The sequence below is a fragment of the Sphingomonas sp. CARO-RG-8B-R24-01 genome, assembly GCF_022662295.1.
Taxonomy (GTDB): Bacteria; Pseudomonadota; Alphaproteobacteria; order Sphingomonadales; family Sphingomonadaceae; genus Sphingomonas.
In genome coordinates, this window is sequence record NZ_JAKNQI010000003.1 from 209,497 (window position 1) to 235,072 (window position 25,576).

The following is a 25,576-nucleotide window of genomic DNA, read 5'->3' on the forward strand; positions in this document are numbered from 1 at the left end:
CATCCCTGACTTGCTCGATTTTGGTCATGGCGGGATGGTGGCCCGGCCGGCCGACGCCGTTGGTCTTTTGCTCGTCTGCGCCGCATTGACCGCAACCCATCGGCCCGCGCCGGTCTGGATCATCGCCAGTCTGCTGACGGGTCCCGCGCTGATTGTCACCGTGACGCTCGTGCGCGGTCCCGCGCATCCCGGTATTCTCGATAGCGCCGGGGGGATGCCGGTGATCCTAGGCCTGCTCTTGGTCAGCGTGGCGTTGCTGCGGGTTCGCCGCGTCGACTTTACGCGGATCGCGGCGTTGACGGCCGCGCTGGCAACCAGCCTGGTCATGATCGCGCTCGACGTGACCTTGCGCGCGAGCCCTTCGCCCGCCTCGTTGCAGAATACGGCCGTCGCGGTGCCTGTCGCGATCCCGGCGATGGTGCTCGCGATCGCCGTGCTGATCGAAGCGTGCGATGCCGCCCTGGTGGCGCTCGCGCAGCAGGAGATCAGGGGCTGGCGCAACCTGCATCTGGTCCTTCCGGCCATTCTCGTCACCCCGGCGCTGATCGAGGTGCTGCAGGGACTGATCCTTCCCGCGCCGCCCGATCCGACCCAGTTCATGGCGGTCGTGCCGCTGGAGACGATTGTCCTGGGCGCGGTCATCTGGTGGCTGATCACGGGGTTGGTCGCCGAACGCATGGCGACACGCAATTTCGCGAACGCGCTCGACTGCGCACCGATCGTGATGATCGATTCCTCGGGAACGATCGCACACTGGTCGCGCGGCTGCGAGGATCTCTACGGCTGGCCGGCAGCGCATGCGGTCGGCAAAAACAAATATGCGTTGCTGCAGTCTCGAACGCTGGAGGGGGACCCGCCGCCGCTCACGCGATCGAACGACCAGCGCGAGGGGATCGAATTGATCGAACGGCATCGCGACGGCCACGCGCTCCGCCTGCTCGAGGTCGCGCGCAGCGCCGGCAGCGCCAGCCGACTTTCCATATTGTCCATGAGCGACATCACCGCGCGCGCTGCCGCCGAACGCGCGCTGGGCGATAGCGAGGCGCGCTTGCTGCTCGCGGCGCAGGCCCATTCGATCGGTGTGTTCGAGTGGAACGTGGAGAGCAATGCGATCCATTGGGTTGCGAATACAGAGACGTTGCTCGGCATTCCGGCGGGCTCCGTCCGCGATTATGCGAGCTGGGCAGCGGATGTCTTTCCCGAGGACCGGGTGATCATCGAAAAGCGGATGGCCGCCGCCGTCTGGGCGAAGGCGGACCGCTTCTCCTTTCGCTATCGCATGCGGCGCGCCGACGGCGAGGTCCGCACGATCGAAGGTTCCTCGCGGTGTTTCTACGACGGCACGGGCCAGCTCACGCGCGCGATCGGGGTCAACATCGACGTCACCGACCGGGTAGCGAACGAAATACAGCTCGCCGCGCGCGAGGCACAGCTGCGCTCCGTGCTCGAGACCGTCCCGGATGCGATGATCGTCATCGACGAAACGGGCATCATCCTCACCTTCAGCCCGGCCGCCGAACGGTTGTTCGGCTATGCCGCGCGACAAGTGGTGGGGGCGAACGTGTCGATGCTGATGCCCGACGACCATCGCGTCCGGCACGATGGCTACCTGCTGCATTATCTCCGAACGGGTACGAAACGCGTGATCGATCGAACGCGCTTCCTGACCGCGCGTCGGATCGACGGGCGCGAAGTGCCGATCGAACTGCGGGTGGGTGAAGCGCGCTATGCCGGTGTCCGGGTCTTCACCGGGTTCGTTCGCGATATTTCCGAACGGATCGAGACCGAGGAACGGCTCGGTTCGCTGCGCAGCGAGTTGACCCATGTCGGACGGTTGAACGCGATGGGTGAACTGGCCGCTGGCCTGGCGCATGAGATCAACCAGCCGCTGACCGCCATTTCCAATTATCTCGCGGCGGCCCGGCGCGGGCTCGCGCAGGCGGATCGCAACGAGGACGCCCTGCGCGACCAGATCATCGCCGCGGGCGACCAATCCCTGCGCGCGGGCGAAATCATCCGGCGGATGCGCGACTTCGCCTCGCGGCATGAGACCGAGACGCGCATCGAGCCGGTCGAGGCGGCGATCCGCGCCGCGAGTGCGCTGGTCCTCGTCGGCTACGAACGGCTCGACGTGACCATCTGCTACGAGCTGGCACCCGACGCCGACTTCATGTTCGCGGATCGCATCCAGGTGCAGCAGGTGCTCGTCAATCTCCTGCGCAACAGCCTGGATGCTCTGTACACCGTTGCCAAGGAACGGCGGCGGATCCGGATCGCATCGCGCGTGGTCGACGCGGAATGGATCGAGATTGCCGTATCCGACACCGGGCCGGGCATCGCGGCGGCGATCCTGGCGCAACTGTACATGCCGTTTACCTCGACCAAGGGGAAAGCGGGAATGGGCATCGGCCTGTCGATCTGCCGTCGTATCGTGGAAGCGCACGGGGGCAGCCTGCAGGCCGAAAATCTCGCCTCGGGCGGTGCCGAATTCCGGTTCACCGTACCGCGCGTCGTCAAGGAATCGGGGGGCACACAGCGATGATGCGCAGCGTCTATGTGGTCGACGACGACGATCCGGTCCGGCTTTCGTTGCAGACCCTGCTCCAGCAGGTGTCCGGGTTGATCGTCCGCGGCTTCCCGTCCGGGGATGCGTTCCTCGACGCGATCGATGCGATGGACCGTGGCGTGCTGCTCCTCGATTTCCACATGCCCGGCGCGACCGGGCTGGATGTGCTGCGCGCGCTGCAACCCCGGCGCGATCATTTCGCGGCGGTGATGCTGACGGGACGCGGCGAAGTCGGCATTGCCGTCCAGGCGATGAAGGCAGGCGCCTTCGATTTTCTCGAAAAGCCGTACGATCCCGATCGATTGCTGGATGTGATCGACGCCGCCTTCGACCGGTTCGAGGACATGACCGCGCGCAACGCCCGGACGGACGACGCCCGCGCCCGTCTTGCCAGCTTGTCGCCGCGCGAGCGTGAGGTCCTGCTCGGATTGATCGAGGGGCGCGCGAACAAGGTGATCGCGCATGATCTCGACCTCTCGCCCCGCACGGTCGAGATCTATCGCGCCAACATGATGCAGAAGCTCGACGTCAGCAGCCTGTCCGAAGCGTTGCGGCTCGCGTTCGCCGCGGGCCTGTTGACGGACTGAGCGGCGCTCAGGCCGCGAGCGGCTCGGTCGCGAGGCCGTCGAGGATCGACCGGTTCACCCCGATCAGCGGGTCGATCGATGCGCGCCCGGCGATCACGTCACTGGTAAAGCGATCGACCCACAGCCCGATCGAGATGATGCCGGCCCGCAAGCTGTCGGGCAGCGCATTGCCGGGTGCGCCACAGGCGGCGGCGAAGGTAGTCCACATCTCGCGATTGCGGTGCAGCACCGGCATCAGCTCGACGCCCTGCAGCCCCTCGTCGCGCGCCGCGATCATCGTCCCGATCATCTGTCCGATCAGCCGACGTTCGGTCGCCCGGGGGCTTTCGACGATCGTCCGCGCGCGACAATAGGCCTCAACCGACATGAGTGCTCCTGCAAAGGGGGTTTGCGTCTATTCTAGGCGTTCGGCGACGGTCCCGGTCGCGGGCGCCGTCCCCGACGTGGACCGAGTGCGCTGGTCCCGTGAAAACGATCGACAGGCAACCGCCCATCCCGCCAGCACTCTATAATCTGCCAGACCGCATGGTGGCGGATCGGAGGGGTAGGCATCGCATATGCTCAACGGCGTTGGTCTCGTGATCATCCTGGCCTGCGTCTTCGGGAGTTTCCTGATGAGCGGCGGCAAGCTGGAGATCATTCTCGAGGCGCTCCCGCACGAGTTGATGGCGATCGCCGGCGCCGCGATCGGCGCGTTCATCGTGTCGAACCCGATGGGCGTGGTGAAGAAGGCCGGGGCCGGGCTGCTGCGTGCCTTCAAGGGCAGTCGGTGGAAGGACCAGGATTACCGCGACCTGCTGACGATGCTGTTCGGGCTGCTGGTCACGTTCAAGAAAGGTGGCGCGACGGCGATCGAGCCGCATCTCGACAATCCCAAGGAAAGCCGCCTGTTCAACCGCTTCCCGCGCTTGCTCGGCGACCATCATCTGATCGAGTTCATCTGCGATTACCTGCGGATGATGACGGTCAATTTCGAGGATCCGCATCAGCTGGCCGAGGCGATGGAAAACGACATCGAGGCTCATCATCATCACGAACTCGCCCCGCAACATGCGCTGCAGGCGATGGCCGACGGCCTCCCTGCGATCGGGATCGTCGCGGCCGTGCTGGGGGTCATCAAGACGATGGGATCGATCGACAAACCCGTCGAAGTCCTGGGCGCGATGATTGGCGGCGCGCTGGTCGGGACCTTCCTCGGCGTGCTGCTGGCCTATTGTCTGGTCGGACCGCTCGCCGCGAAACTGCTCCAGATCGTCGAGGCGGACGGAAAGCCGTTCGTCATCGCCAAGACCGCGATCGTCGCGCACGCGCAGGGCATGCCCACGCAGGTCGCGATCGAGATCGCGCGCCGTGCCACGCCGTCGGACCATGCGCCGACATTCCAGCAACTCGAGACCGCACTCGACGAGGCCAAAAATGACCTTAATTCCCAACCAGCCTGATCCTGGGATCATGGTGGACCAGATCTGCCTGCCCGCCCATGGCACCACCGTGACCGCCGAGGACCTCAAGGTCCGGCTCGTTCTCGCCGCCAATTTCGGCGAGCGCGTGACGATCGACGCCAGCAGCGTCGAAAGCGTCGGGCAGGCGGTCCTCCAGCTGTTGATCGCCGCGAGGATCGACTCGCAGGCCGCGGGCCGCGCCTTTGCGATCGTCAATCCCAGCCCAGCCTTCGCCGCGCGCATTTCGGCGCTCGGCCTCAATCATACCCTGGCGATTGGTGCCGAGGAGGACGTTGAACCGTGAGCAAACTGATTCTGACCGTCGATGACTCCGCCAGCATGCGGATGTTGCTGAAAGCTTCGCTGACCGCGCAGGGTTTCACCATCGAATCCGCCAATGATGGCGTGCACGGGCTTGCGCGGATGCACGAGGTGCAGCCCGACCTGCTCATCACCGACATCAACATGCCCGAGATGGACGGCTTCGAACTGATCGAGGCGGTCCGGGCGCTGCCGCAGTTTCGCGGTACGCCGATCCTCGTCCTGTCGACCGAATTCTCGGACGAGAAAAAGGGGCGGGCGCGGGTCGCGGGCGCGACGGGCTGGATCACCAAGCCGTTCGAGGCGGCCAAACTGGGAGCGGCGATCCGCCGGGTGTGCCCATGAGCAACGAACTCGACGAGATCCAGGGCATCTTCTTCGAGGAGTGCGCCGAGGGATTGCTAGCGGCCGAACAGGGGCTTGCCGCTATGCAGGCCGGGGATACGGCACCCAAGACGATCGCCAGCGTGTTTCGCGCGGTGCATTCGATCAAGGGCGGCGCGGGCGCCTTCGGCCATGCGGCCCTCACCGCGTTTGCACATCGTTTCGAAAACGTTCTCGAGGAAATACGCGCCGGGCGGATCGCGCCGGCGCCGGGCGTGGTCGCGGTGATGCTGGGCGCGTTCGACAAGCTGTCCGATCATGTCGCCGCCGCGCAGGGAACGATGGGGCGCCCCGACGACGCCGCGTCGCTGGCGGCGCTGGAGGCGATCCTGGCCGGCCAGGGTGCGGAGGCCGTCGCCGCTCCCGCTCCCGCGCCTGTGCCGGAGCCGAGCGTGCAACCCGTCGTCGCGCCGGGCGCGGAGAGCGACGTCGACCCGTTCGGTTTCGAGCCGGTGGCGGTGGTGATCGAGGAATTTCCGGAGGAAACCGAGGCTGCCCCGCCGTGCGATCCGGAATGGACGATCGTCTTTGCGCCCTCGCGGAGTGCCATGGCGAATGGTGCCGAGCCGATCCTCGTGATCCGCGAGTTGGAAGACCTGGGCGGGCGGGTCAGCGATATGGACACCAGCGCGCTGCCACCGCTCCGCGACCTGGACCCGGAACAGGCGTATCTGCGCTGGACGCTCAAGGTGCCCGGCTACGTCAGCGAAGACCAGATCGGCGACTGTTTCGACTTCGTCGCGCCGGATTCGGCCATCGACATCACGCGCGAGCGCGACAGCAAGCTCCTGGAGCAGCCTCCGGTCGCCCCGCTGAGCGAGCCCGGCGCCATCCATGATCTGTTGCACCGCGTCGAAGTCGCCGCGCCGGCGATCATCGCGGCGGCGGCACCGCCGGCGAGCACGCCGATGCAGGACTCGCGCACTGGCGACGCCGGTTCGCAGACGATCCGCGTCGACCTGCACAAGCTCGACATGTTGTTGAACCTGGTCGGCGAGTTGGTCATCCGCGGGTCGATCCTGTCGGATCGCCTGTCGCCTGCCGACCAGCAGCGCGTCGAACTTCCGGAACAGGCACGACTGACCCGCGAGATCCAGGACACGGTGATGTCGCTGCGTGCGCAGCCGATCCGCCAGGCGTTCAACCGCGTCCCGCGGATGCTGCGCGACCTCACCGCCGAGACGGGCAAGCAGGTCACCCTGGAAACGCACGGCGAGACGACCGAAGTCGACAAGGGGGTGATCGAGAAGATCGGTGATCCGCTCACCCATCTGATCCGCAATGCCGTCGACCATGGGATCGAATTGCCCGAGGAACGGCTGCGCGCCGGCAAGCCGGCAGAAGGCGTCATTCGCCTGTCGGCGGCGCAAAAGGGCGCACGTATCGTCGTGACGGTCGCCGACGACGGCCGCGGGATCGACCGCGCGCGCGTGCGCGCCAAGGCGATCGAAAAGGGCATGATCGGCGCCGACGCGGTGCTGTCGGACGAAGAGATCGATCAGTTGATCTGTGCGCCGGGCTTCTCCACCGCGAACACGGTTTCGAACATTTCCGGGCGCGGCGTCGGCATGGATGTCGTGCGCTCCAATGTCGAGGCGCTGGGCGGGCGAGTCGACATCAGCTCGGTTCCCGGGCGGGGTACGACGTTCACGCTGGTCCTGCCGCTCACCCTGGCGATTCTCGACGGGATGGTCATCCGACTGGCCGGCCAGCGCTTCGTGCTGCCGCTCGCGCATGTGGTCGAGGCGATCCGGCCCGAGCCGGGCCAGGTCCGCGCCACCACACCCGGGAGCGAGGTGATCGAAGTCCGCGGGACCTATCTGCCGGTTCGGCGGCTCGCGCACACCTTCGGCCTGCACGACGCCAACCCGCTGGCGCCCGAGGACTCGCTGGTCATCATCGTGGAGAGCGAGACTGCGGGAAATGTCGGTCTGATGGTCGATACGATCGATGATCGCCGCGAGGTGGTCATCAAGAGCCTCGAGCAGAATCTCCACCCGATCCGCGGACTTGGCGGTGCGACCATCCTTGGCGACGGTTCGATCGCGCTGATCCTCGATGTCGAGGCGCTCGTCGCGCCCGTCGCTGCCCTCTCCCGAACCCTGACAAAAGGACTTGCCGCATGAGCATGACGGAAAATGCCGGCGAACTGAAAATGGTGACGTTCGCGCTCGGTCAACAAACCTTCGGTATCGATATGCGATCGCTGATCGAAATTCGCGAATGGGCGGCCCCCACGCCGCTGCCGAGCGTGCCCAGCTATATCCTTGGCGTGACCAACCTGCGCGGCACCGTGGTGCCGATCGTCGGCCTGGCGGAACGGCTCGGCTGGACGCCGAGCGAGATCCACAGCCGTTCGTGCGTCCTGGTGGTCAGCATCGCGGGCAAGCAGGCGGGCTTTCTGGTGGACGAGGTCAATGACATCGTCGGTATCCAGGAATCCCAGATCCAGCCGGCCCCCGATGTCGAGATCCAGGATACCAACGTGATCGCCGGCCTCGTCCAGATCAACACGCGTGGCACGGACGGAAGCAACGCCACGTCGATGATGGTGTTGCTGCTCGATCTCGACTCGCTGACGGTGACGAGCACCGCGACCGCTCTGTTGCCGACCGCAGCCGTCGCTGGCGCGGCGGCATCCGCGCCGGCCGCTATCCCCGCGGCTGCACCAGGCGCGCTGGATATCGCGGCATGAGCGCTTTCGGCCTTGCCTCCGCGCCGGTCGATTCGATGAGTGTCGACGCGCTGCCGGTACTGGGCGATGCCGAGTTCGCCGGGGTCGCGCGGATCATGCAGAGCGCGGCCCGGATCCATCTGTCGTCGACCAAGCGGACGCTGGTCCAGTCACGCCTGGTGCGGCGGTTGCGCGAGCATCGGCTCGATACGTTCCAGGCGTATCTCGCACTGGTCGATCGTGACGCCGAGGAACGGCGGTTGATGGTGACTGCGCTGACCACCAATCACACGCACTTCTTCCGCGAAAGTCATCATTTCGAGCATTTCCGGTCGGCACTGCTGCCGCGGTTGCAGGCACGGCCGGCAGACCGGCCGATCCGCATCTGGTCCGCCGGATGCTCGAGCGGCGAGGAGGTCTATTCGATTGCCATGTCGCTTCTGGGCGAAACGCCGGCGGAAGCGCGGTGGATACAGGGGCGCGACGTCAAGTTGCTCGCCACCGACCTGTCCCAGCCGGTGGTCGAGGCGACCCGGCGCGCCTGTTATCCCGCCGAAACGGTAGAGCCGATTCCGGCTGCCTATCGCAAGGCCTGGCTCGCGCCGCATGACGGCGGCTATCGTGTCGGCGAGGCGGTGCGGCGGCTCGTCACCGCGCGCGTGCTCAACCTGTTCGAGCCCTGGCCGATGAAGCAGCGCTATGACGCGATCTTCTGCCGGAACGTGATGATCTATTTCGACGATGTCGCGAAGGCCGAGCTGGAGGCGCGGCTGATCGACCAGCTCGCACCAGACGGATTTCTCTACATTGGTCATTCAGAGCGGCTGATCGGCGAGGCGGCCGAACGCATGCGCGGCTGCGGCCAGACGATCTATGCCCGGCGGGAGCAGGCATAATGCGGCGCACGCGCGTCCTGATCGTCGATGACAGCGGCGCTATGCGCGCGGCGCTGACGCGGATCCTGTCGTCGGATCCGCAGATCGAAGTGGTGGGTGCCGCGCCGGAGCCCCATGCGGCGCGCGAGATGATCCGCGCGCTGAACCCCGATGTCATCACGCTCGATGTGGAAATGCCCGGGATGGATGGCCTTTCCTTTCTCGAACGGATCATGCGGTTGCGCCCGATGCCGGTCGTGATGGTGTCCTCGTTGACCGCGGCCGGCGCGTCGACGACCGTCGAGGCGCTGCGACTGGGCGCTGTGGATTGCATCGCCAAACCCACGGGCGGCCCGGCCGGATGGCAACAGGATGCCGCCCTGTTGTGCCAGACGGTGCGCGACGCCGCGGAATCCCGCGCGCGCCGGACGCATGTGCAGCGGCGCAGCGCGCCCACCGTGGGGGCGACCGCGTTTCGTCCGCGCCTGATCGTGATCGGCGCGTCGACCGGCGGCGTCGAGGCGCTGTTTCGCATTCTGCCGCAATTTCCGGGTGATTGCCCGCCGGTGCTGGTCGTCCAGCACATGCCTGCCGCGTTCACGGCGAGCTTCGCCGACCGGCTCGACCGCGACTGTACGGTGAATGTGCGGGAAGCACAGGATGGCGCCCCGCTTCGGTCCGGAACCGTCTATATTGCACCAGGGGGTACGCACCACATGGCGCTCGACGGTGGCCTGACCGGGAAAGTCCGGTTGATCGCCGACGGCCCCGTCAACGGCCATCGCCCGTCGGTCGACCAGCTGTTCCACTCCGTTGCACCGCTCGGCAAGAAGGCGGTCGGTGCGATCCTGACCGGGATGGGGGAAGACGGCGCGCGCGGCCTGCTCGCGATGCGGCAAGCCGGGGCGCGTACGTTCGGACAGACCCGCGGCTGTTGCGTGGTCTGGGGAATGCCACGGGTCGCGCTCGAGATGGGGGCGATCGAAAAGGAAGTCAGTCTGTCGAACATGGCCGGCGCGATCCTCGCCGCCTGTCGCGACGGACAAGAAAGGGAGCCATAAATGCCTGCTGCGTCAGCAATCAAAGTCATGGTGGTCGACGATCAGGCGAGTATGCGCGCGATGATTCGGCGCGCGCTCCAGGACATCGGCTTCAAGGACATTCGCGACAAGGGCGCGGCGAGCGAGGCGCTTGCCGCCATCCGCTCGGACCGCGTCCATCTCGTCATCTCGGATTACAACATGCCCGAGATGGATGGGATCGACCTGTTGCGCGCGATCCGCACCGATGCCGTGCTCGGCAAAACCGTGTTCATCATGCTCACGGGATCCTCGGACCGCGAGATCGTGCAGCAGGCTGCGGCGCTCGGCGTCAACAACTATCTGGTCAAGCCGTTCGCCCCGGCCGCGCTCAAGGAAAAGATCGAACGCGTTTTCGGCGCACTGACATGACCGCATCGGTCCGCCGTATCCCGATCATCCAGGGCGAGCATGTCGTGGTGGGGGAACCAGGCAGCGTCATCTCGACCGTGCTGGGCTCGTGCATCGCGGTGTGCCTGCACGATGCCGAAGTCCATGTCGGCGGCATGAACCACTTTCTGCTCGGCGAGCCGCAGCATGACCAGCACCTGCGCGACGGCGACCTGCAACGCTACGGGGTGCACGCGATGGAGCTGCTGATCAACGCGATGATGAAGGCCGGCGCGGCGCGCAACCGCTTGCGCGCGAATCTGTACGGGGGCGCGAACATCATCGCCGGGCTCGGCGGGATCGGATCCGCCAATGCGGCCTTCGCCAAGCGGTTCCTGACGACCGAGGCGATCGTGATCGGGCAGGTCGACACGGGGGGGACGCTCGCGCGCAAGCTCGAATTCCGGCCCTTTGACGGCAAGGTCCGTTGCACGACCGTCACCGATCGGCCGTTGCCACCGCCCGTTGCCCCCCGCATCCCGATGGGTGGTGGCGAGATCGAACTCTTCTGATGGTTAGGCCGATGACATTTCCCGCTGCCGTTGACGTCCGCTCCGCTGCCGCATCCCCGCTGGTCCCGCATGCCCCGCTGCATGCCGCGATCGCCAACGAATTGCGCCCGTGCGCGAGCGGGTCGAGGCGCTTGCCGAGACGCTCGTGGAGGATGCCTATTTCGTCGAACGCTATGTCGAACATCTGCAGGCATTCGACATGATCGTCCAGTCGACCGAGGAGAATGCCGCAGTCCTCGAGCGGTTGGCGCAAGGCGCCGACCTGCACGCGGCGATTGCGCCGGTCCGGCTCGGCTGCGTTCAGGAACGGCTGTGGGTCGCGGTCGCCGGCGTCAGTCCCGCTCCGGTCGTTGCCGCAGCCGGTGGAGGAGCAGCCTGATGGCGAGCCATGCCCCGAATGCCCGCCCGATCGTCATCCGCAAGATCAAGAAGTCGGCAGCCGGGCATCATGGCGGTGCGTGGAAGGTCGCCTATGCCGACTTCGTGACGGCGATGATGGCGTTCTTCATGCTGCTGTGGCTGATCAGCAATCCCGACAAGCAACGCCTGAAGGGGCTTGCCGAATATTTCTCGCCCTCGCCACCCAGCACGTCGGCCTCGGGCTTTGGCGAAAGCCCGGGCGAGCGGCCCGGCAACGGCGGCTATTCGCGCAAGATGGATGCGGACGCCACCAAGGCGCACGGGGTGCCGGCGATGGACGCGCAAACCAGGGGCGTGTCGCGCGGTGGCACCGCCAACGTGCCCGACGCCTCGCTGCGGGTGCTCGCGCAGGAGCTGCGCGTCGCGCTGGATAGCGGACCGCCGAGCGCAGCCACGGTCGCGAGCAAGGTCGACGCGGAGGGGGAAACCCTGCGCATTACCCTGATGGATACCGCCAATCGACCGATGTTCCAGGCCGGTACGGCGCGGCTCAACGCCTTTGCGCGCGACCGGATGGCAACCATCGCGGCCAGGCTTGCGAAGTCCGATGCGCGGCTGACGATCGAGGGGCATACCGACGGCGCGGGCGGCGAGGACGAGGCGAACTGGCGCCTGTCGGGCGAACGCGCGCTGGCGGCACGCGCCGTGCTGCTAGCAGGCGGGCTGACCCCGGATCGGATCGCGGGCGTCATTGCGAAGGCGGCGAGCGAGCCGGTCTATCCCGACCAGCCCGACCGCGCCGAGAATCGTCGCATCACGATCATCGTCAAGGGGGAGAAACCGACCCTGCCGACCGATGCCAGCTTCAAGTTCTGACGATGGCCAAGCGTCTTCTTCCGGTCGTCGTCCTGCTGCTGGGCGCAATCGTCGGTGCGGCCAGTGGCCTGGGCGCGCGCTACGCGTTCGGTCCGCCCGCGGCATCGGCCAGGGCGACCGTCGCCAAGGAGGTCGAGACGACGCTCGTCCCGCTGCCGCGGATGACCGCGCCGCTCGTCCTGCCCGACGGGCGCCTGTCGGGTTATGCGGCGTTCGAGGAGCAGCTCGAGGTACCGACTTCAGAGGCCGCGCGGGTGACGACGCGGCTGCCCTATCTGCAACACGCCATCAACATGCGGACCTATCGTATTCCGCTTGCCGCCGGCCGCGATGGCGCGCTACCGAACATAGATATGTTTCGTCGCGTGACGCTGGATGCCGCGACCGAAGCATTCGGCCGTGGCGTTGTACGGCGAGTAGCGGTGACGCAGGCCGTTCCTGCATGATAGCCACGAGGATATTTGGATGAGCGACCCACAAACGCTGCCGGGCGATCGTCGCAAGGCGCGGGATGACCGGCTGGTCACCACGTTGCTGCTGGGTCGTATCGTCGCACCGCTGGGGGACACGGTGTGCCGCATCCGCAATCTGTCGCAGGGGGGCGCGAAGATCGAAATCCGCGCGCCGTTGGCGGTCGGGGATCCGGTATCGGTGGAATTGCGGGGGACGACGCTGGTACCGGGTACGGTCGCCTGGGTGTCGGGCAATACCGCTGGTGTCGCCTTTTCCGAACCGGTCGAGCGCGACACGCTGCTCGGCCATTCGGGACAGGGTCGCTTCAAGCAGCGCAGCCCCCGCCTCGAAGCGGATTGCCAGGCGATCCTGCGCGTCGCGGGGCATCCGCATGCGGCACGCCTGCTCGATATCGGGCAACGCGGTGCGTGTGTCGGCGGCGCGGGCGATCTGGCGCGCGACACCAGCGTTCGGCTCGAAGCGGCCGGACTGGGTCATGTCGCGGCAGTGGTGCGATGGTCCAGACCCGATGCGGTCGGGTTGTTCTTCCCCGAGCCGATCCCGTTCGTGACGTTGTCCGCCTGGTCGCAGGACGGCGCGACACGGTTCTCCGCCCGCGGGTGACTTGCGGCCGGGCGATGCCCGGGCGGGGAATGATGTGTGCGCGTAAGGAGGACGGGACGTCTGGCGGGACCGGCGGTCACCCCGTCGCGAAGCTGCGGACCAGCGAGCCCGCCACGAGCGCCCAGCCGTCGACCAGCACGAAGAAGATGATCTTGCACGGCAGCGCGACGGTTGCCGGCGGCAGCATCATCATCCCCATCGCCATCAGCACGGCCGAAACCGCCAGGTCGATGACGAGGAAGGGCAGCAACAACAGGAACCCGATCTCGAACGCGCGACGCAGTTCGGAAATCATGAAGGCGGGGACGAGCGTCGTCAGCGGCACGTCGGCGCGGCGTGCCGCGGGCGTGCGGGACAGGCCATTGAACAAGGCGACGTCGTCGTCGCGGACCTGCGCCAGCATGAAGACCCGGAACGGCTGGGCGGTTCGCTCGAACGCGACCGTCTCGCTCATCTTACCCTCGGTATAGGGTTTTACCCCCGCTTGCCACGCGGCTTCGAAGGTCGGCGTCATCACGAACAGCGACAGGAACAGCGCGAGGCTGATGATCACCGGATTGGGCGGGACGCCCTGCGCGCCGAGCCCGCTGCGCAGCAGCGACAGCGCGACGACGATCCGGGTGAAGGAGGTGATCGTCATCAGGATTCCGGGCGCAAGGCTCAGCACGGTCAGCATCGCGACCAGGCCGATCGTCTTGCCGCTCGTCGCACCGCCGCCGCCCAGCGTCAGCGTTGCCTGCGCGAAGGCGTGCGTGGGGACCAGGATCAGCCCGGTCGCAGCGGCGAGCAAGAGACGCTTATGCATCGGCCGTCTCCGCCGGGGCCGCGGCGACATGCCGGTCGACCATGCCGGAAAAAGTCGCTGCGTCGAACGCGTCGATCACGACATGCCCCTCGGGCGCGATCAGCAGCAGATGCTCGCGTCCATCGCGACGCACCAGCACCAGGCTACGACGGGGATCGACGGTCAGTCGCTCGACCAGGGCGAGGCGACGTTCCGGCCGGGACGCCGTGCCGATCCGTCCGGGCAAGGTGAGATCGAAACGCCGCACCGCCCACAAGGCGCCCGCGAGCCCGCCGAGTACCAGCGCCAGCGCGCCGAGCATGCGCATCAGCGCGAGGATCGTCATGCCGCAACCCCGCGCGGTACGACTTCGGTGACTTCGATCGCCATGCGCTCCCCGGTGACCTGGATCCGGCCCTTCGCGACGAGTGTGCCATTGGCATAGATGCACGAGGGATCTTCATGCCCGCAATCGAACGCGATCGTCGCGCCGCGGCTCATTTTCAACACCTGGCGGATCGGCAGGCGCACCGCGCCGAGCACGATCGACACCTCGACGGGTACGGTTTCCAGAACGGACATGCAGCAGCCCCTTTCGTCCAGACTTATAGGAGCGAATTTCAGCCGACCCGGACCCGACCCGGAAAATCTTGCCTATAAGAGGGTCGGGGGCGGCAATCCTTGCCTGCCTCGCGTCGGGATACGGTCGGCATGGGCCAGGACAGTACGGTATCGGTATCGGCATCCGGTCTGCGCGCGCAATCGCTGCGGATGCGGATCATCGCCGAAAACCTTGCGAACCAGAGCTCGGTCGCGACGACCCCGGGGGGTGCCCCCTACCGACGCCGCATCCCGACGTTCAAGGCGGAGGTCGACCGTGCGAGCGGCGCCACGACCGTAGAGGTGGGTGGCGTCGCCACCGACCGATCGGATTTCCAGCGCGTCTACCAGCCGGGCAACCCCGCCGCCGACGCACGCGGATATGTGCTGACGCCCAACGTCAACGGTCTGGTCGAAATGGCCGACATGAAGGCGGCGCAGCGGTCCTACGAAGCCAATCTCAACGCGATCGAGGCGAGCCGCACCATGACGCTGCGCACGATCGACCTGCTCAAATAAGGAACATGCTGATGTCCATCGGGGCCCTTGACGCGGCCAACGCCTATGGCCGCGCTGCCGGCGTTACATCGTTCGGCGGCGCTTCCGCCGGCCCGCTGGCGGGAACCGAGCAGCCGGATGCCACCGGCGGGTTCGGGGCGATGGTGTCGCAGCTGGTCGGCGACGCGGGCAATGGCTTGCGCGCGGCCGAGACGGCATCGGCCAAGCAAATCGCGGGTAAGGGCGACCTGATCGATGTGGTGACCGCGATCGGTGCCGCCGAATCCGCGCTCGATACGATGGTGGCGGTGCGCGACCGGGTCGTCGGTGCCTATTCCGACATCATGCGCATGCAGATCTGATGGACGCCGCCGCCGCCATGGAGATCACGCGCGCCGCGCTGGTCCTGATCCTCACCGTAGCCGGGCCGCTGCTGGGCGCCGCGCTCGTCACCGGCCTCGCGATCGGGTTGCTGCAGGCGTTGACCCAGATCCAGGAACAGACGCTCACCTTCGTGCCCAAGCTGATCGCCATGGGGGCGATGCTGCTATTGTCCCTGCCGATGATCGGGACCGCGCTCAACGATTTCATGCGCGTCATCGCCGACCACGTCGCGCACGGCTGAACGCGGATGTTCGACCGGCTGCCGCTGGATGCGACCGCATTCCTGATCCTCTTTGCCCGGGTCGGCGCCGTGTTGATGCTGCTCCCGGTTTTTTCGGAAGATGCGATACCGGCGCGGATCCGGCTGCTGGCGGCGGGGGGGATGACGCTGGGACTGTGGGGGCTGTTGTCGCCGACGGTCCTTCCGCTTGCCACGAGCAGCGATGCCACGCTTGCCGGCGTGATCGCCGCCGAACTTGGAACGGGGCTTGCGCTCGGGCTGGTGATCCGGATGATGTTTCTCGCGATCTCGATCGCCGGGTCGATCATCAGCCTGCAGGTCGGCCTGTCCTCCGCGGTGTTGTTCGATCCTGCGCAAAGCAGCACGGCACCCGAGCTGTCGCGCTTCTTCGCCATCGCCGCCGCGGTCGTCTGCATGGCTTCGGGCGTGCACCACCTGTGGATCGGCGGACTGGTGCGGTCCTATGCCGCGTTTCCGGTCGGGTCGGTCCTGCCCGCCGCCGATTTCGCGACGCTGGCGGTACGGGTCGCAGGGGAGACGATGACGCTTGGGGTGTCGCTGGCGGCGCCGCTGATCGTCTACGGGATCGTCTTCAACATGGCGCTGGGGCTCGCCGCGCGGGTCGCGCCGACGATCCAGCTGTTCTTCATTGCCCAACCGCTCAACCTGCTGCTCGGTCTCGGGATTGCCGCCAGCACCAGCGGGGCGATGCTGACCGCTTTTGCCGCTGCGATGGCGCAGTGGATGCAAAGCGGCTGGAGCTGATCCGTGGCGGGGGACAAGGACCAGAAGACTCACGACCCGACCGACAAACGCCTCGACGATGCGCGCGCCAAGGGGGACGTCGCGCAATCGCCCGAGGTACGGCACGTCTTCGGCTTCGTCGGCATGTTGATCGCCACCGGCAGCGTCGGGACGATCGCCTTCGCCCGGCTCGGCACCGCGCTGGCGCGGCTGTGGGGGAACGCCGAGGCGGTTCCGCTCGGGCCGGTCGGCACGCATGCACTGATCCGCAGCCTGTGCGGTGTGATCGGGGCGACGCTGCTGCCGCTCTTCGCCAGTTTGATCGGATGCGCGCTGCTTGGCGGCGTCTTTCAGGCCCGTCCGATGGTGATCTGGTCAAGGATCGCACCGAGATGGTCGAAACTGTCCCCGATCGCCGGGGCCAAGCGGCTGTTCGGCATGCGGGCGCTGGTCGAGTTCGCCAAGACGCTGGCGAAGCTGATCGGCGTGGGTACGATTGCCGGGCTGGCGCTGCGACCGTTCGTCGGGGGCTTCGAGACGCTGGTCGGCCTCGACCCGATCGCAATCGGCACGGTTGCCGGCGGTGTGGTCGCGCAGTTGGTGCGATCGGTCGCGATCCTGGTCGGCGCGATCGCGCTGTTCGACTTCGTCTATCAGCGCCGTACCTGGCTCGCCAAGATGCGCATGTCGTTGCAGGAGATAAAGGACGAGCACAAGCAGCAGGAGGGCGACCCCAAGATCAAGGCGAAGATCCGCCAGATCGGGATGCAGCGCGCCCGCCGCCGGATGATGGCGGCGGTGCCCGATGCCAGCGTCGTCATTACCAATCCCACGCATTTTGCGGTTGCGCTGAAATATGATCACAACCGGGGATCCGCCCCGATCGTGGTGGCCAAGGGCACCGACGCCATTGCGCTCAAGATCCGGGAAGTCGCGACCGCCGCGGGAGTCCCGCTGGTCGAGAACCGGCCGCTGGCGCGCGCGCTTTACGCGAGTGCCGAGATCGATCGCCCGATCCCGGTCGAACATTATGCCGCCGTGGCAGAGGTGATCGGCTATGTCCTGCGGTTGGCGCGCGCGCGCCGTTGAGGCGGTACGCTAGTTGCGCGCGGCGCGTGCCGGGCCGGTTGCAAGCCCGGCAAGCGGCATCGGTGCATCCAGCAGTGCAAGCTTGGCGAAGGCCTTGTCGGCCTTGGCGGGATCGAGCGTGGCTGCGGGCGCAGTCAGGAAGTCGAACGCGTCGCGCGTGGTCAGTACCGCGAAGCTGCGCGCATAGCGCCTGCGCAACCCGGCCAGCGCGGTGCGATTGCCGGTCCGCGAGAGGGCGACGGCCTGGCGCAGGACACGCGCCTGGTTTGCGTCGGTCAGCGCGCCCGGGCCGGGCAGGTCGGCCGCATTGCCTGTCGCAAAACCGGTCCAGTCGTGTCTTTGCCACAGGATTTCGCTGCGCAGATCCCTGTCGCCGGGGCTGCCATCGAGCAGTGCCAGCGCTTCGTCCGTCTTGCCGAGACGATACAGCGCCGCGGCTTCGATCGTGCGACGCCGGATCTGAATGTCGGCGGGAAAGGGGATCGCACTGCCGGCGCGCAGCGTCTGAATCGCGCGATCCGGCGCATCGGCCAGGAGATCCAGTTCGGCGACGCGGACCGACAATGGACCGGTCGCGGCGTCGGCCGGGCGGCGTTCCAGGAGAAACCGCAGCAGGTCCGCCGCCCGGCCATAGAGGCCGGCCGCCGCCAGGCGATCGGCCAGCCGGGCTGCAATCGTTTCGCCCTCACCGCCGCCGGGCAGCAGATCGCGATAGTCCCAGAACAGCCCGGCCGCCGCGCCGATCGGGGCTCCATTGGCGTCGACCAGCGTGCGCAAATGCCCCTGCAGGCGAAGCAAGGTCGATGCGGTCTGGTCCCCCAGGTTGAAGTAGCGGAACAACGTCGCGCCCGCGGCCAGCGCGGCGCGTGGATCATGCTTCGCCTCGGCGATCCGCCACCGCAGCGCAAGGGCGCGGCGTTCGACCGTGCCGCCGCGCCAGAACGACAGGCCGTCCAGCGCATGCACGGCCGCGTCCGGCGTCATTTCGCCCGCCGCGAAACGGTCGTCCAGCAAGGCGACCGCCGCCTCCGCGCGCAGTTCCGGCGTCCCGCTGATCCCGACGCGTTGCAGCAGCAGCCGGGCGCCGGCATGGTCGCCCTGCGTCAACAGCATGCGAGCCCGGCGCATATTGGCGGCGGGATCGTGCTCGCCGAGCGGGGCAAGCATCGTCCGCACGTCAGCGGGATGCCCGGTTGCAAGCGCGACATCGGCGAAGCTCAACAGGAAGGCGCGTCGACTGCTCCCGCTGCGCCCGGAAATGGCGGGCAGGGCGCAGCGCATGGAACGCGCGGCGGCGACGGTATCCCCGATCGCGGCGGCTGCGCGCTCCTGCCAGGCACAGGCTTCCGGATGATCGGCCAGGGCCGGCATGCCGAGCGCCTGCAGGGCCTCATGCGGATGGTTCAGCGCTGCCAGCACGACCCCGTGGGCAAGCCGCCAGGCCGCCGTCAGAGCGAGGGCGGGATCATCGCCCACCATCGTGTCGAGCACGCCCGACGCATCGGCCATCCGCTCCTGCGCGATCAGGCTTTGCGCCAGGGTCCAGCGCGCAGCCTGGCGGGTGTCGGGGGTCGATCGGGCGATCGCGGTCCATGCGATGGCGTCCGGGATCCGCGGCCAGCGGCCATCGCGCGCAGGCAGCGCTTGCTCGGCGAGGACGGCGGCAAGGGGGGCGGTGCGCGGCACAACGGGCGGGGACGGGTCGGTTGGCCCGGTCACTGGCGCCGGTGCCGTCCCGATCAGCGCGACCGAGAGGGCGAGCAAGCCGTGGCGCGACCGGATCACGGCAGCATCACCGCGGCAAGTGCGCCGCCGAGGCCCGCCGCAGCGACGAACAGGATGCACAGCATCAGCGATATTCCCGCCGCGCCGCGCGGCCTGGCCACGCTTGCGGATCCGGTTCCAGCAGCGTCCTGCCGAGCCTCGGTCGCCGCTGTGGCGGCTGCCCCGTTTCCTCCCTTGGTGGTCGGCCGGGACGCCGCGGTGACGACGCGGACCCGCGCCGGTTTCTGATCGTGGCTCATCGCGCAATCCGCCTGCTGTCCGTCGCCTCTATTATAGAGGCGGTGTCGCGCCGCGGTTGGGGCGGACCAATGGAGATCTGCGATGGTGCATCCCTGGCGCCCGGTCATGGTGGCGCTGACCCTGCTCGTGACCGCATCGATTCCCGCCTGGGCCGCCGGGGGGGCTGCCGGCGTCACGGCGGGGGGGGAAGCCGCTGCGGGGCTCGCCGTTCCGGTCGCGCCCTTGCGCGTCCCGATCCTCGATGGCGGGCGGTTCGCTGGAACCCTGCGGGTCCAGGCCGCGCTCGACTATGCCGATCCGGCCCAGGGGGCGGGGGCAGCGGGGCGGGTGCCGGTGTTGCGCGCCGCCGCTTTGTCGGCCGGGCTGGAGTTTGCCCGGCTTCACGCCTCCGCGCGCGCGCCGGTCGATGCGGCATTGCTGTCCCGCATGTTGACCGACGCGGCGCGGACGGTCGACCCCAAGGTCCGCCAGGTGCTGATCCTCGACGTCAGCGCGCAGCAATCGTAGCGCGGGGTTCGCGCGCCAGCGCCATCGTGAGGCGGGCCGCGCCCTTTGGCGACATACCCGCGAGGATCATGCCGGTCGACCGCTCGCGCATCTTGCGCGCAACCTTGACCTGTACGTCGAGGTCGAGCTGTTCGAACACCACCGCCGCCTTGGCCGGCTTCATCGCCTGATAGATGCTGGCGAGATCGGAAAAGGTATCGTGCGTCGTGTCCGTAGATCCGCCCTGCGGCCCCGCCGGCGGCGCGGCGCGGCTCGCCTCCAGCTCCGCCTTGATCCGTGCAGCGCTGGCGCGAACCGCCTGTTCCCGCAGGTCCATCGCCTGCTGGCGGCTGGCGGACTGCCGGTCCCGGACCGCCATGTCCTGCTGAACCGACAGCCCCAGTCGACTGTCAGGGGTCGGTTCGGCCGGTGAGGCGACCGCGACCGCATTGCCGACCGCGGCGATGCCCGCCATGCCGGTGGTCAGCGTCAGCAACGAAATCCGCATCTTCACAGCGCTGCCTCCTCGACCAGATCGGCCAGGTCGCCCTGGCGCCCCGCGGCGGCTGCGGTAACGAGGCGTTCCGCCGTGGCATCGGCGATGTCGATCATCATCCGCAATTCGTCGAGGACGGCCTTGCCCTCGACCGCGGCGGCCGCCTGCCCGCTGCCGTAGGACAGGGTGCCCTTCAGTTCCGACAGCACGATCCGCGCCTGAAGCGTCGACTGGTCGAGCGCGGCGACGACCTGGCCGAGCTCGCCGTGCCGGATCGTATCCAGCGCGCGCTTGACCCGCTGGCTCTGCACCAGCACCGCGACGCACAGGATCGTCGTCAGGAGGTTGGCGATGGTGGCGAAAGTCATGGCTTGGGTCCCCTGGCTATGTCGGTCATCATGCGGACGGCGATGTTGTTGGAGCGCTGCCCGATCTGCGCGCGGCCAAGCGTGACGCCGCCGCATTGCAGGTCGAGCGGATCGTCCGGTCCGCGGTGGAGCGGAATGGTCTGCCCGACCGCGAAGTCGCGCACGGTCTCGAGCGCAAGCAGGCGCTCGCCCAGCACGACGTCCAGGCTGACGGTGGTCTTGCGCACCTCCGCGGTCATGTGCGGTTCCCAGATGCCGTCCCGCCCCAGCTTTTCGCCCATGAACCGTTGGCCCAGCAAATGCTTGACCGGTTCGATCGTGGCATAGGGGAGAAGGATGCTGAACCGTCCACCGCGGTCGTCCATATCGACCCGGAACGTCGCGACCGCGCAGATATTGGTCGACCCGGCGATTGTCGCGAAGCGCGTGCTCGTCTCGATCCGCTCCAGTGCCATCGTATTGGGCGTGATCGGCGCAAGCGCGCTGCTCATGTCGGCAAGGACCGTGCGGAGCATTCGCCCGACCAGGTCGCTTTCGATCGTGGTGAACCCGCGTCCGTCGATCAGCACGGTCGCCCCGCCCCGCCGCCCGCCGAGCAACGCGTCGACCACCGAGTAGATCAGCCCGGAATCCACCGTCACCAGGCCGTAATTCTCCCATTCCTCGATCCGGAACACGCCGATCATCGCGGGAAGGGCCACGCGGCTCAGGAAATCGCCGAAGCGGACCGAATTGACCTCCTCGAGACTGACGTCGATCGCGTCCGAGGTCAGGTTGCGCATCGACGTCGCGAAGATCCGCACCATTCGATCGAACACCACCTCCAGCATCGGCAGCCGCTCATGGCTGATGACGTCGGACTCGATGACCGCGCGCAGGCCCTGCTTGGGGTCGACCGGCGCGCCGATGTCACCGAACAGCGCATCGATATCGGCCTGGCCAAGCGTCGCATCGGCGTTGAACAGCGCGACCGGCGGTTCGGGCAGGTCGAAATCCTCGAGTTCGATACTCATTGCTGAATCAGGTCCTGGATGAGCACGTCCTTCACCGCGCCGTCGCCGAGCGTCTGGTGCGCCCGCACCAGCATCTCTTCCTTGACGCGATAGACGGCCGCGGAGCCGGCAAGGTCGTCGGGCCGAAGTTCCCGCAGGAACGGCTGATAGGCATCGAGCAACAGCGGCAGTTTGGCGGTGATCTGCTCGGGCGTCATCTTCGTGCCGGGCACCAGCATCAGATGCACCTTGAGGAAGCGCGCGGCGCCGTCCGCGCTGCGCAGGTTGACGACCATCGCGGGCACGTCGACGAAATGCTCACCTTCCTTGCCGGCTTCTCCGCCGCCCTTGTCATCCTTGGGCGCATCGGCGGCCGCCTCTTGCGGCGCCGGGGCCTTGCCACTTCCGCCCAGCAGCATCCAGGCGCCGCCACCGGCGCCAAGCAGCAGCACCGCCCCGATCCCGCCGAGCAGGATCAGTTTCTTGCTCTTCTTGGCAGGGACGGGGGCCGCGTCGCCATCGGAAGGGGTGGTGCCTCCGCTGGCGTCGGTATCCGTCTGCTGTTCGCTCATCCTTGCGTCCCCTGCGGCGCCGTGCGTGCGACCGCACCGGCAATTCCCGCCTATTATAGGAGAGCAGCCGGGCAGATTTTGCCTAGCGGCCACAAAAAGCGATTTTCGTGAGGACCGACCGGGTGGACATATCCTCCTATGTATTGCTGAGCCACGAGCAGGCGCTGCGGCGCAGGCTCGACGTTGCCGCGAACAATCTCGCGAACGTTTCGACCGCCGGGTTCAAGCGCGAAGACCCCGTGTTTCGCGAATATGTCGAGAAGACGGGTGACCCGCAAAGTCCGGTGCCGACCACGTCGCTGGTGCTCGACCAGGGCGCGACGCACGATACCGCGGCGGGCGGGTTCCAGCCGACCGGCAATCCGATCGACGTGATGATCGACGGCCCGGGATATCTGGCGGTCGACGCGCCGGATGGCAGCGTCGCCTATACGCGCGCCGGCTATCTGAAGGTCGCGGACGACGGGACCCTGGTGACGGCCGGCGGCCTGGCGGTACACGGGGAGGGTGGCCAGCCGATCGCGGTGCCACCCGAGGACATCGGCAAGCTCAGCATCGGTGCGGATGGCACCGTCACGGGAACGACCGGCGCGCTTGGCCGGATCGAGGTCACCGTCTTCGGCGACGAAGCAGGGGTCGATCCGCGCGGCGACGGGCTGTTCACCGCGACCGGCGGGCGCGGCTTGAGCGCGGCAGAAACGAAACTGCGCAGCGGTGGGGTCGAGGGCTCCAACGTCCAGCCGATCGTCGAGACGACCAACATGGTCGAGATCCTGCGCGCCTATCAGACCAGCATGAAGATGACCGAGGCGCTAGGCGACATGCGCAAGACCGCGATCGACAAGCTCGGCCACTTTGGCTGATCCCTTTTTCCAGGAGACCCAAGATGCGTTCCTTATCGATTGCGGGCACCGGCATGCTGGCGCAGCAGACCAACGTCGACGTCATTTCGAACAATATCGCCAACATGAACACGACCGCGTTCAAGCGGCAGCGCGCCGAGTTTCAGGACCTGCTGTACGAGCAGGTCTCGCGTCCCGGGGCCGCGGCGGGCGGCGACAATCGCGTGCCGACCGGGATCCAGATCGGCGCGGGCGTCAAGACCGGCGGGGTCTATCGCATCGCGACGCAGGGCGCGCTGACACAGACCGACAATCGCTATGACGTTGCGATCCAGGGGCGCGGCTATTTTGCGGTGACACTGCCGTCGGGCGAGACCGGTTACACGCGTGACGGATCCTTGCAGCTTTCGGATCAGGGCCAGCTCGTCACGGCCGACGGCCTCGCGGTCGAACCGGGAATCACGATTCCGCCCGAAGCGGTCGACGTCAGCATTTCCAAGACCGGGCTGGTACAGGTCAAGCTCGCCGGGCAGGCGGATCTGCAGACGGTCGGACAATTGCAGTTGGCCACCTTTGTCAACGAAGGCGGGCTGGAGGCACAGGGCGGCAACCTGTTCCTCGCGACCGGCGCCTCGGGCCAGCCTACCTTGGCCAATCCCGGCGAGCCGGGGTTCGGTACGCTGTCGCAAGGGTTCATCGAGGCGTCCAACGTGAATCCAGTGTCCGAGATCACCGCGCTGATCACCGCGCAGCGCGCCTATGAGATGAACAGCCGCGTGGTGAAGACCGCCGATGAAATGCTCGCGACGACGAGCCAGCTGCGATGAGTGCGCGGATCGCGCTGCTCCTCCTGGTCGCGGTCGCCTGCCCCCTCGGGGCGCAGTCCCCGCGGCTGGCCGTCGCCGTCCCGCTCGCGGCGCGGCCGACGACGGCGCAGGTCGCCGTGCTCGCCCACGCGGTGATGCAAGGCAACGTGCTGAGCGCGCAGGACTTTATCTATGAGGATCGCCCGATCGGGCAGACGCGCGGGGCGCTCGATCCGCGGGATGCGGTCGGCAAGGAAGCGGCACGGGGCCTTGCCCCGGGGAGTGTCGTCCGGATCACCGACGTGGTGACGCCGCGGCTGGTCCGGCGCGGGGAGCCGGTGCTGATCGCCTATCGCAGTCGCGGTCTGTTGATCACCACCAGCGGGCGCGCGCTCGCCAGCGCGGGGTCGGGCGAGCCGGTCCGGGTCGTGGCGGCGTCCACGGCGCGAACGCTGGACGGCGTGGCGGCGGCGAGCGGACTGGTGCTGGTCGGGCCGTAAGACGCGTGCGGGCAGGGCCGTTCCATACAGACCACCACCCCGGGGAAGGCCGGGGCCCAAGAGAAGTACGGTTGTAGGCTGAGACCCGCGCTTCGGTACCACGACCATCGCGATTGGGCCCCGGCCTTCGCCGGGGTGGCGGGGCTGACGCCGCGGTTCGGGCATTCTGACAGGGGACATATGCAATGAAGACCATTTTTGTACTGGCGAGCGGCGCGCTGCTGCTGTCGGGGTGCGGCGCGGTCGGTCGATTACAGACGATCGGCAAGGCCCCGAAAATGTCGCCGGCGGAGACCACCGCCAACGTCGCGGTCGAGCCTTCGCTTGGCCAGGCCGGTGCCACGCTACGCCGCGAGGCCCGCACTCCGGGGATGTTCGGATCCGGCCCCGGCACCGCACCGGGGCCCGTCACCGCATCGCTGTTCCGGGCCGGCGCCGCAGCCTTCCTGGCGGATCAGCGCGCCACCCGGATCGGCGACATCCTGACGATCCGCATCAATATCGCCGACAAGGCCGAGGTCGGGAACAACACCACGCGGGACCGTACCGGATCCGAAAACGCCAGTGTCGGCAGTCTGCTCGGGCTGCAGAAGCTGCTCCCCAAGAGCATCGATCCGACCAACCTCGCCAGCACCAGTTCCAAGTCGCAATCGGCGGGGGGCGGCAAGATCAGCCGGTCGGAAACGATCAACATGACGATGTCCGCGATCGTCACCGACGTTCTGCCCAACGGCAATCTCACCGTGCGCGGGCGACAGGAAGTGCGCGTCAACAACGAACTGCGCGAGCTGATCGTGACCGGCATCGTCCGGCCGCAGGACATCGCGCGCGACAATTCGGTCCTCCATTCGCAGATTGCGGAGGCGCGCATCAGCTATGGCGGGCGCGGGCAATTGTCGGATGCGCAACAGGCGCGCTGGGGGCAACAGATCTATGACGCGCTTTTCCCGTTCTGACCCGACGAACCGCGTCGGGCGCGTGGGCGCGCGATCAGGATTCCCGGGGC

The 25,576-nt window shown here is 67.5% G+C and carries 35 protein-coding genes; 25 read left to right on the forward strand and 10 right to left on the reverse strand.

Annotation, left to right across the window (positions count from 1 at the left end; all coding sequences use genetic code 11):
- Positions 1–85 precede the first annotated feature (85 nt).
- Together L8G49_RS08805 and L8G49_RS08810 are read left to right on the forward strand one after the other, a co-directional pair.
- Positions 86–2,542 (forward strand): PAS domain S-box protein, encoded by a 2,457-nt coding sequence (locus L8G49_RS08805; RefSeq protein WP_242184393.1) that lies wholly within the window; start codon positions 86–88, stop codon positions 2,540–2,542.
- Positions 2,539–3,153, forward strand: a complete 615-nt coding sequence (locus L8G49_RS08810) for a response regulator (protein ID WP_242139735.1) — start codon at positions 2,539–2,541, stop codon at positions 3,151–3,153. The genes L8G49_RS08805 and L8G49_RS08810 overlap by 4 nt, the downstream gene beginning before the upstream one ends.
- Positions 3,154–3,160: 7 nt before the next feature.
- Here L8G49_RS08810 and L8G49_RS08815 read toward each other — a convergent pair whose 3' ends face one another.
- A complete protein-coding gene (locus L8G49_RS08815) occupies positions 3,161–3,520 on the reverse strand; it encodes a flagellar biosynthesis regulator FlaF (RefSeq protein WP_242184401.1) in 360 nt (119 codons plus the stop codon).
- Positions 3,521–3,710: 190 nt separating this feature from the next.
- Between L8G49_RS08815 and motA the strand changes: the two genes are divergently transcribed.
- The 13 genes from motA (at position 3,711) to L8G49_RS08880 (ending at position 13,143) form a co-directional block, all read left to right on the forward strand.
- Entirely contained in the window at positions 3,711–4,595 is an 885-nt protein-coding gene (gene motA, locus L8G49_RS08820; protein WP_242139733.1) for a flagellar motor stator protein MotA, read from the forward strand.
- Positions 4,570–4,899, forward strand: a complete 330-nt coding sequence (locus tag L8G49_RS08825) for an STAS domain-containing protein (protein WP_242139732.1) — start codon at positions 4,570–4,572, stop codon at positions 4,897–4,899. The genes motA and L8G49_RS08825 overlap by 26 nt, the downstream gene beginning before the upstream one ends.
- The gene (locus L8G49_RS08830; protein WP_242139731.1) at positions 4,896–5,261 is read left to right on the forward strand and encodes a response regulator; all 366 of its coding nucleotides are present in this window, start codon (positions 4,896–4,898) and stop codon (positions 5,259–5,261) included. The genes L8G49_RS08825 and L8G49_RS08830 overlap by 4 nt, the downstream gene beginning before the upstream one ends.
- Positions 5,258–7,426, forward strand: a complete 2,169-nt coding sequence (locus L8G49_RS08835; protein ID WP_242184407.1) for a chemotaxis protein CheA — start codon at positions 5,258–5,260, stop codon at positions 7,424–7,426. The genes L8G49_RS08830 and L8G49_RS08835 overlap by 4 nt, the downstream gene beginning before the upstream one ends.
- A complete protein-coding gene (locus L8G49_RS08840) occupies positions 7,423–7,995 on the forward strand; it encodes a chemotaxis protein CheW (protein ID WP_242184409.1) in 573 nt (190 codons plus the stop codon). The genes L8G49_RS08835 and L8G49_RS08840 overlap by 4 nt, the downstream gene beginning before the upstream one ends.
- Positions 7,992–8,870: a protein-glutamate O-methyltransferase CheR gene (locus L8G49_RS08845; RefSeq protein WP_242139728.1), complete on the forward strand. Its 879-nt coding sequence runs from the start codon at positions 7,992–7,994 to the stop codon at positions 8,868–8,870. The genes L8G49_RS08840 and L8G49_RS08845 overlap by 4 nt, the downstream gene beginning before the upstream one ends.
- Positions 8,870–9,910, forward strand: coding sequence for a chemotaxis response regulator protein-glutamate methylesterase (locus L8G49_RS08850; RefSeq protein ID WP_242139727.1), 1,041 nt, complete (start codon positions 8,870–8,872; stop codon positions 9,908–9,910). Before L8G49_RS08845 ends, L8G49_RS08850 begins: the two co-directional genes overlap by 1 nt.
- Positions 9,911–10,300: a response regulator gene (locus L8G49_RS08855; protein ID WP_242139726.1), complete on the forward strand. Its 390-nt coding sequence runs from the start codon at positions 9,911–9,913 to the stop codon at positions 10,298–10,300.
- The gene (locus L8G49_RS08860) at positions 10,297–10,830 is read left to right on the forward strand and encodes a chemotaxis protein CheD (protein ID WP_242139725.1); all 534 of its coding nucleotides are present in this window, start codon (positions 10,297–10,299) and stop codon (positions 10,828–10,830) included. Before L8G49_RS08855 ends, L8G49_RS08860 begins: the two co-directional genes overlap by 4 nt.
- Positions 10,831–10,939: 109 nt before the next feature.
- Positions 10,940–11,209, forward strand: a complete 270-nt coding sequence (locus L8G49_RS08865) for a hypothetical protein (protein WP_242184412.1) — start codon at positions 10,940–10,942, stop codon at positions 11,207–11,209.
- On the forward strand, positions 11,209–12,066 hold the full coding sequence (locus L8G49_RS08870) for a flagellar motor protein MotB (protein ID WP_242139723.1): 858 nt from the start codon (positions 11,209–11,211) through the stop codon (positions 12,064–12,066). The genes L8G49_RS08865 and L8G49_RS08870 overlap by 1 nt, the downstream gene beginning before the upstream one ends.
- Positions 12,067–12,068: 2 nt before the next feature.
- Positions 12,069–12,512, forward strand: coding sequence for a hypothetical protein (locus L8G49_RS08875; RefSeq protein ID WP_242139722.1), 444 nt, complete (start codon positions 12,069–12,071; stop codon positions 12,510–12,512).
- Positions 12,513–12,531: 19 nt separating this feature from the next.
- A complete protein-coding gene (locus L8G49_RS08880; RefSeq protein ID WP_242139721.1) occupies positions 12,532–13,143 on the forward strand; it encodes a PilZ domain-containing protein in 612 nt (203 codons plus the stop codon).
- Positions 13,144–13,219: 76 nt separating this feature from the next.
- Here L8G49_RS08880 and fliP read toward each other — a convergent pair whose 3' ends face one another.
- From fliP to L8G49_RS08895, 3 genes are read right to left on the reverse strand one after another with little or no spacing between them, the layout of a single operon-like run.
- Positions 13,220–13,948 (reverse strand): flagellar type III secretion system pore protein FliP, encoded by a 729-nt coding sequence (gene fliP / locus L8G49_RS08885; RefSeq protein WP_242184424.1) that lies wholly within the window; start codon positions 13,946–13,948, stop codon positions 13,220–13,222.
- Positions 13,941–14,273: a flagellar biosynthetic protein FliO gene (locus L8G49_RS08890; protein ID WP_242139719.1), complete on the reverse strand. Its 333-nt coding sequence runs from the start codon at positions 14,271–14,273 to the stop codon at positions 13,941–13,943. Before L8G49_RS08890 ends, fliP begins: the two co-directional genes overlap by 8 nt.
- Positions 14,270–14,509 carry a FliM/FliN family flagellar motor switch protein gene (locus L8G49_RS08895; protein WP_242139718.1) on the reverse strand — a complete coding sequence of 80 codons (240 nt, stop codon included), beginning with the start codon at positions 14,507–14,509 and terminating at the stop codon, positions 14,270–14,272. Before L8G49_RS08895 ends, L8G49_RS08890 begins: the two co-directional genes overlap by 4 nt.
- Before the next feature lie 129 nt (positions 14,510–14,638).
- Here L8G49_RS08895 and flgC point away from each other — a divergent pair, with 129 nt between their 5' ends.
- From flgC to flhB, 5 genes are read left to right on the forward strand one after another with little or no spacing between them, the layout of a single operon-like run.
- Positions 14,639–15,046, forward strand: coding sequence for a flagellar basal body rod protein FlgC (flgC, locus tag L8G49_RS08900; RefSeq protein WP_242184426.1), 408 nt, complete (start codon positions 14,639–14,641; stop codon positions 15,044–15,046).
- Between the two features lie 11 nt (positions 15,047–15,057).
- Positions 15,058–15,387, forward strand: a complete 330-nt coding sequence (locus L8G49_RS08905) for a flagellar hook-basal body complex protein FliE (RefSeq protein ID WP_242139716.1) — start codon at positions 15,058–15,060, stop codon at positions 15,385–15,387.
- Positions 15,387–15,650, forward strand: a complete 264-nt coding sequence (locus L8G49_RS08910) for a flagellar biosynthetic protein FliQ (protein ID WP_242139715.1) — start codon at positions 15,387–15,389, stop codon at positions 15,648–15,650. Before L8G49_RS08905 ends, L8G49_RS08910 begins: the two co-directional genes overlap by 1 nt.
- 6 nt (positions 15,651–15,656) lie before the next feature.
- A complete protein-coding gene (locus L8G49_RS08915; RefSeq protein ID WP_242184428.1) occupies positions 15,657–16,415 on the forward strand; it encodes a flagellar biosynthetic protein FliR in 759 nt (252 codons plus the stop codon).
- 3 nt (positions 16,416–16,418) lie between these two features.
- A complete protein-coding gene (gene flhB / locus L8G49_RS08920; protein ID WP_242184429.1) occupies positions 16,419–17,483 on the forward strand; it encodes a flagellar biosynthesis protein FlhB in 1,065 nt (354 codons plus the stop codon).
- 9 nt (positions 17,484–17,492) lie between these two features.
- On the opposite strand, the gene L8G49_RS08925 is transcribed toward flhB, so the two are convergent.
- The gene (locus L8G49_RS08925; RefSeq protein ID WP_242184431.1) at positions 17,493–19,268 is read right to left on the reverse strand and encodes an endoglucanase; all 1,776 of its coding nucleotides are present in this window, start codon (positions 19,266–19,268) and stop codon (positions 17,493–17,495) included.
- Positions 19,265–19,507 carry a hypothetical protein gene (locus L8G49_RS08930; RefSeq protein WP_242139711.1) on the reverse strand — a complete coding sequence of 81 codons (243 nt, stop codon included), beginning with the start codon at positions 19,505–19,507 and terminating at the stop codon, positions 19,265–19,267. Before L8G49_RS08930 ends, L8G49_RS08925 begins: the two co-directional genes overlap by 4 nt.
- Positions 19,508–19,589: 82 nt before the next feature.
- Here L8G49_RS08930 and L8G49_RS08935 point away from each other — a divergent pair, with 82 nt between their 5' ends.
- Positions 19,590–20,015: a hypothetical protein gene (locus L8G49_RS08935; protein ID WP_242184435.1), complete on the forward strand. Its 426-nt coding sequence runs from the start codon at positions 19,590–19,592 to the stop codon at positions 20,013–20,015.
- Here L8G49_RS08935 and L8G49_RS08940 read toward each other — a convergent pair.
- From L8G49_RS08940 to L8G49_RS08955, 4 genes are read right to left on the reverse strand one after another with little or no spacing between them, the layout of a single operon-like run.
- Positions 19,996–20,502, reverse strand: coding sequence for a hypothetical protein (locus tag L8G49_RS08940; protein ID WP_242184882.1), 507 nt, complete (start codon positions 20,500–20,502; stop codon positions 19,996–19,998). The two genes, L8G49_RS08935 and L8G49_RS08940, sit on opposite strands and share 20 nt — an antisense overlap.
- A 2-nt stretch (positions 20,503–20,504) precedes the next feature.
- Positions 20,505–20,858 carry a hypothetical protein gene (locus L8G49_RS08945; protein WP_242139709.1) on the reverse strand — a complete coding sequence of 118 codons (354 nt, stop codon included), beginning with the start codon at positions 20,856–20,858 and terminating at the stop codon, positions 20,505–20,507.
- The gene (gene fliM, locus L8G49_RS08950; RefSeq protein WP_242184437.1) at positions 20,855–21,871 is read right to left on the reverse strand and encodes a flagellar motor switch protein FliM; all 1,017 of its coding nucleotides are present in this window, start codon (positions 21,869–21,871) and stop codon (positions 20,855–20,857) included. Before fliM ends, L8G49_RS08945 begins: the two co-directional genes overlap by 4 nt.
- Positions 21,868–22,422, reverse strand: coding sequence for a flagellar basal body-associated FliL family protein (locus L8G49_RS08955; RefSeq protein WP_242184450.1), 555 nt, complete (start codon positions 22,420–22,422; stop codon positions 21,868–21,870). Before L8G49_RS08955 ends, fliM begins: the two co-directional genes overlap by 4 nt.
- A gap of 122 nt (positions 22,423–22,544) precedes the next feature.
- On the opposite strand from L8G49_RS08955, the gene L8G49_RS08960 reads away from it, so the two are divergent.
- The 4 genes from L8G49_RS08960 (at position 22,545) to flgH (ending at position 25,526) form a co-directional block, all read left to right on the forward strand.
- Positions 22,545–23,285 (forward strand): flagellar hook basal-body protein, encoded by a 741-nt coding sequence (locus L8G49_RS08960; protein ID WP_242184464.1) that lies wholly within the window; start codon positions 22,545–22,547, stop codon positions 23,283–23,285.
- 23 nt (positions 23,286–23,308) lie between these two features.
- Positions 23,309–24,091, forward strand: a complete 783-nt coding sequence (flgG, locus tag L8G49_RS08965) for a flagellar basal-body rod protein FlgG (protein WP_242139706.1) — start codon at positions 23,309–23,311, stop codon at positions 24,089–24,091.
- Complete coding sequence (flgA, locus tag L8G49_RS08970; protein ID WP_242184466.1) at positions 24,088–24,570, forward strand: flagellar basal body P-ring formation chaperone FlgA; 483 nt, start codon at positions 24,088–24,090, stop codon at positions 24,568–24,570. The genes flgG and flgA overlap by 4 nt, the downstream gene beginning before the upstream one ends.
- Before the next feature lie 185 nt (positions 24,571–24,755).
- The gene (gene flgH / locus L8G49_RS08975) at positions 24,756–25,526 is read left to right on the forward strand and encodes a flagellar basal body L-ring protein FlgH (protein WP_242184470.1); all 771 of its coding nucleotides are present in this window, start codon (positions 24,756–24,758) and stop codon (positions 25,524–25,526) included.
- The last annotated feature ends 50 nt before the right edge of the window (positions 25,527–25,576 follow it).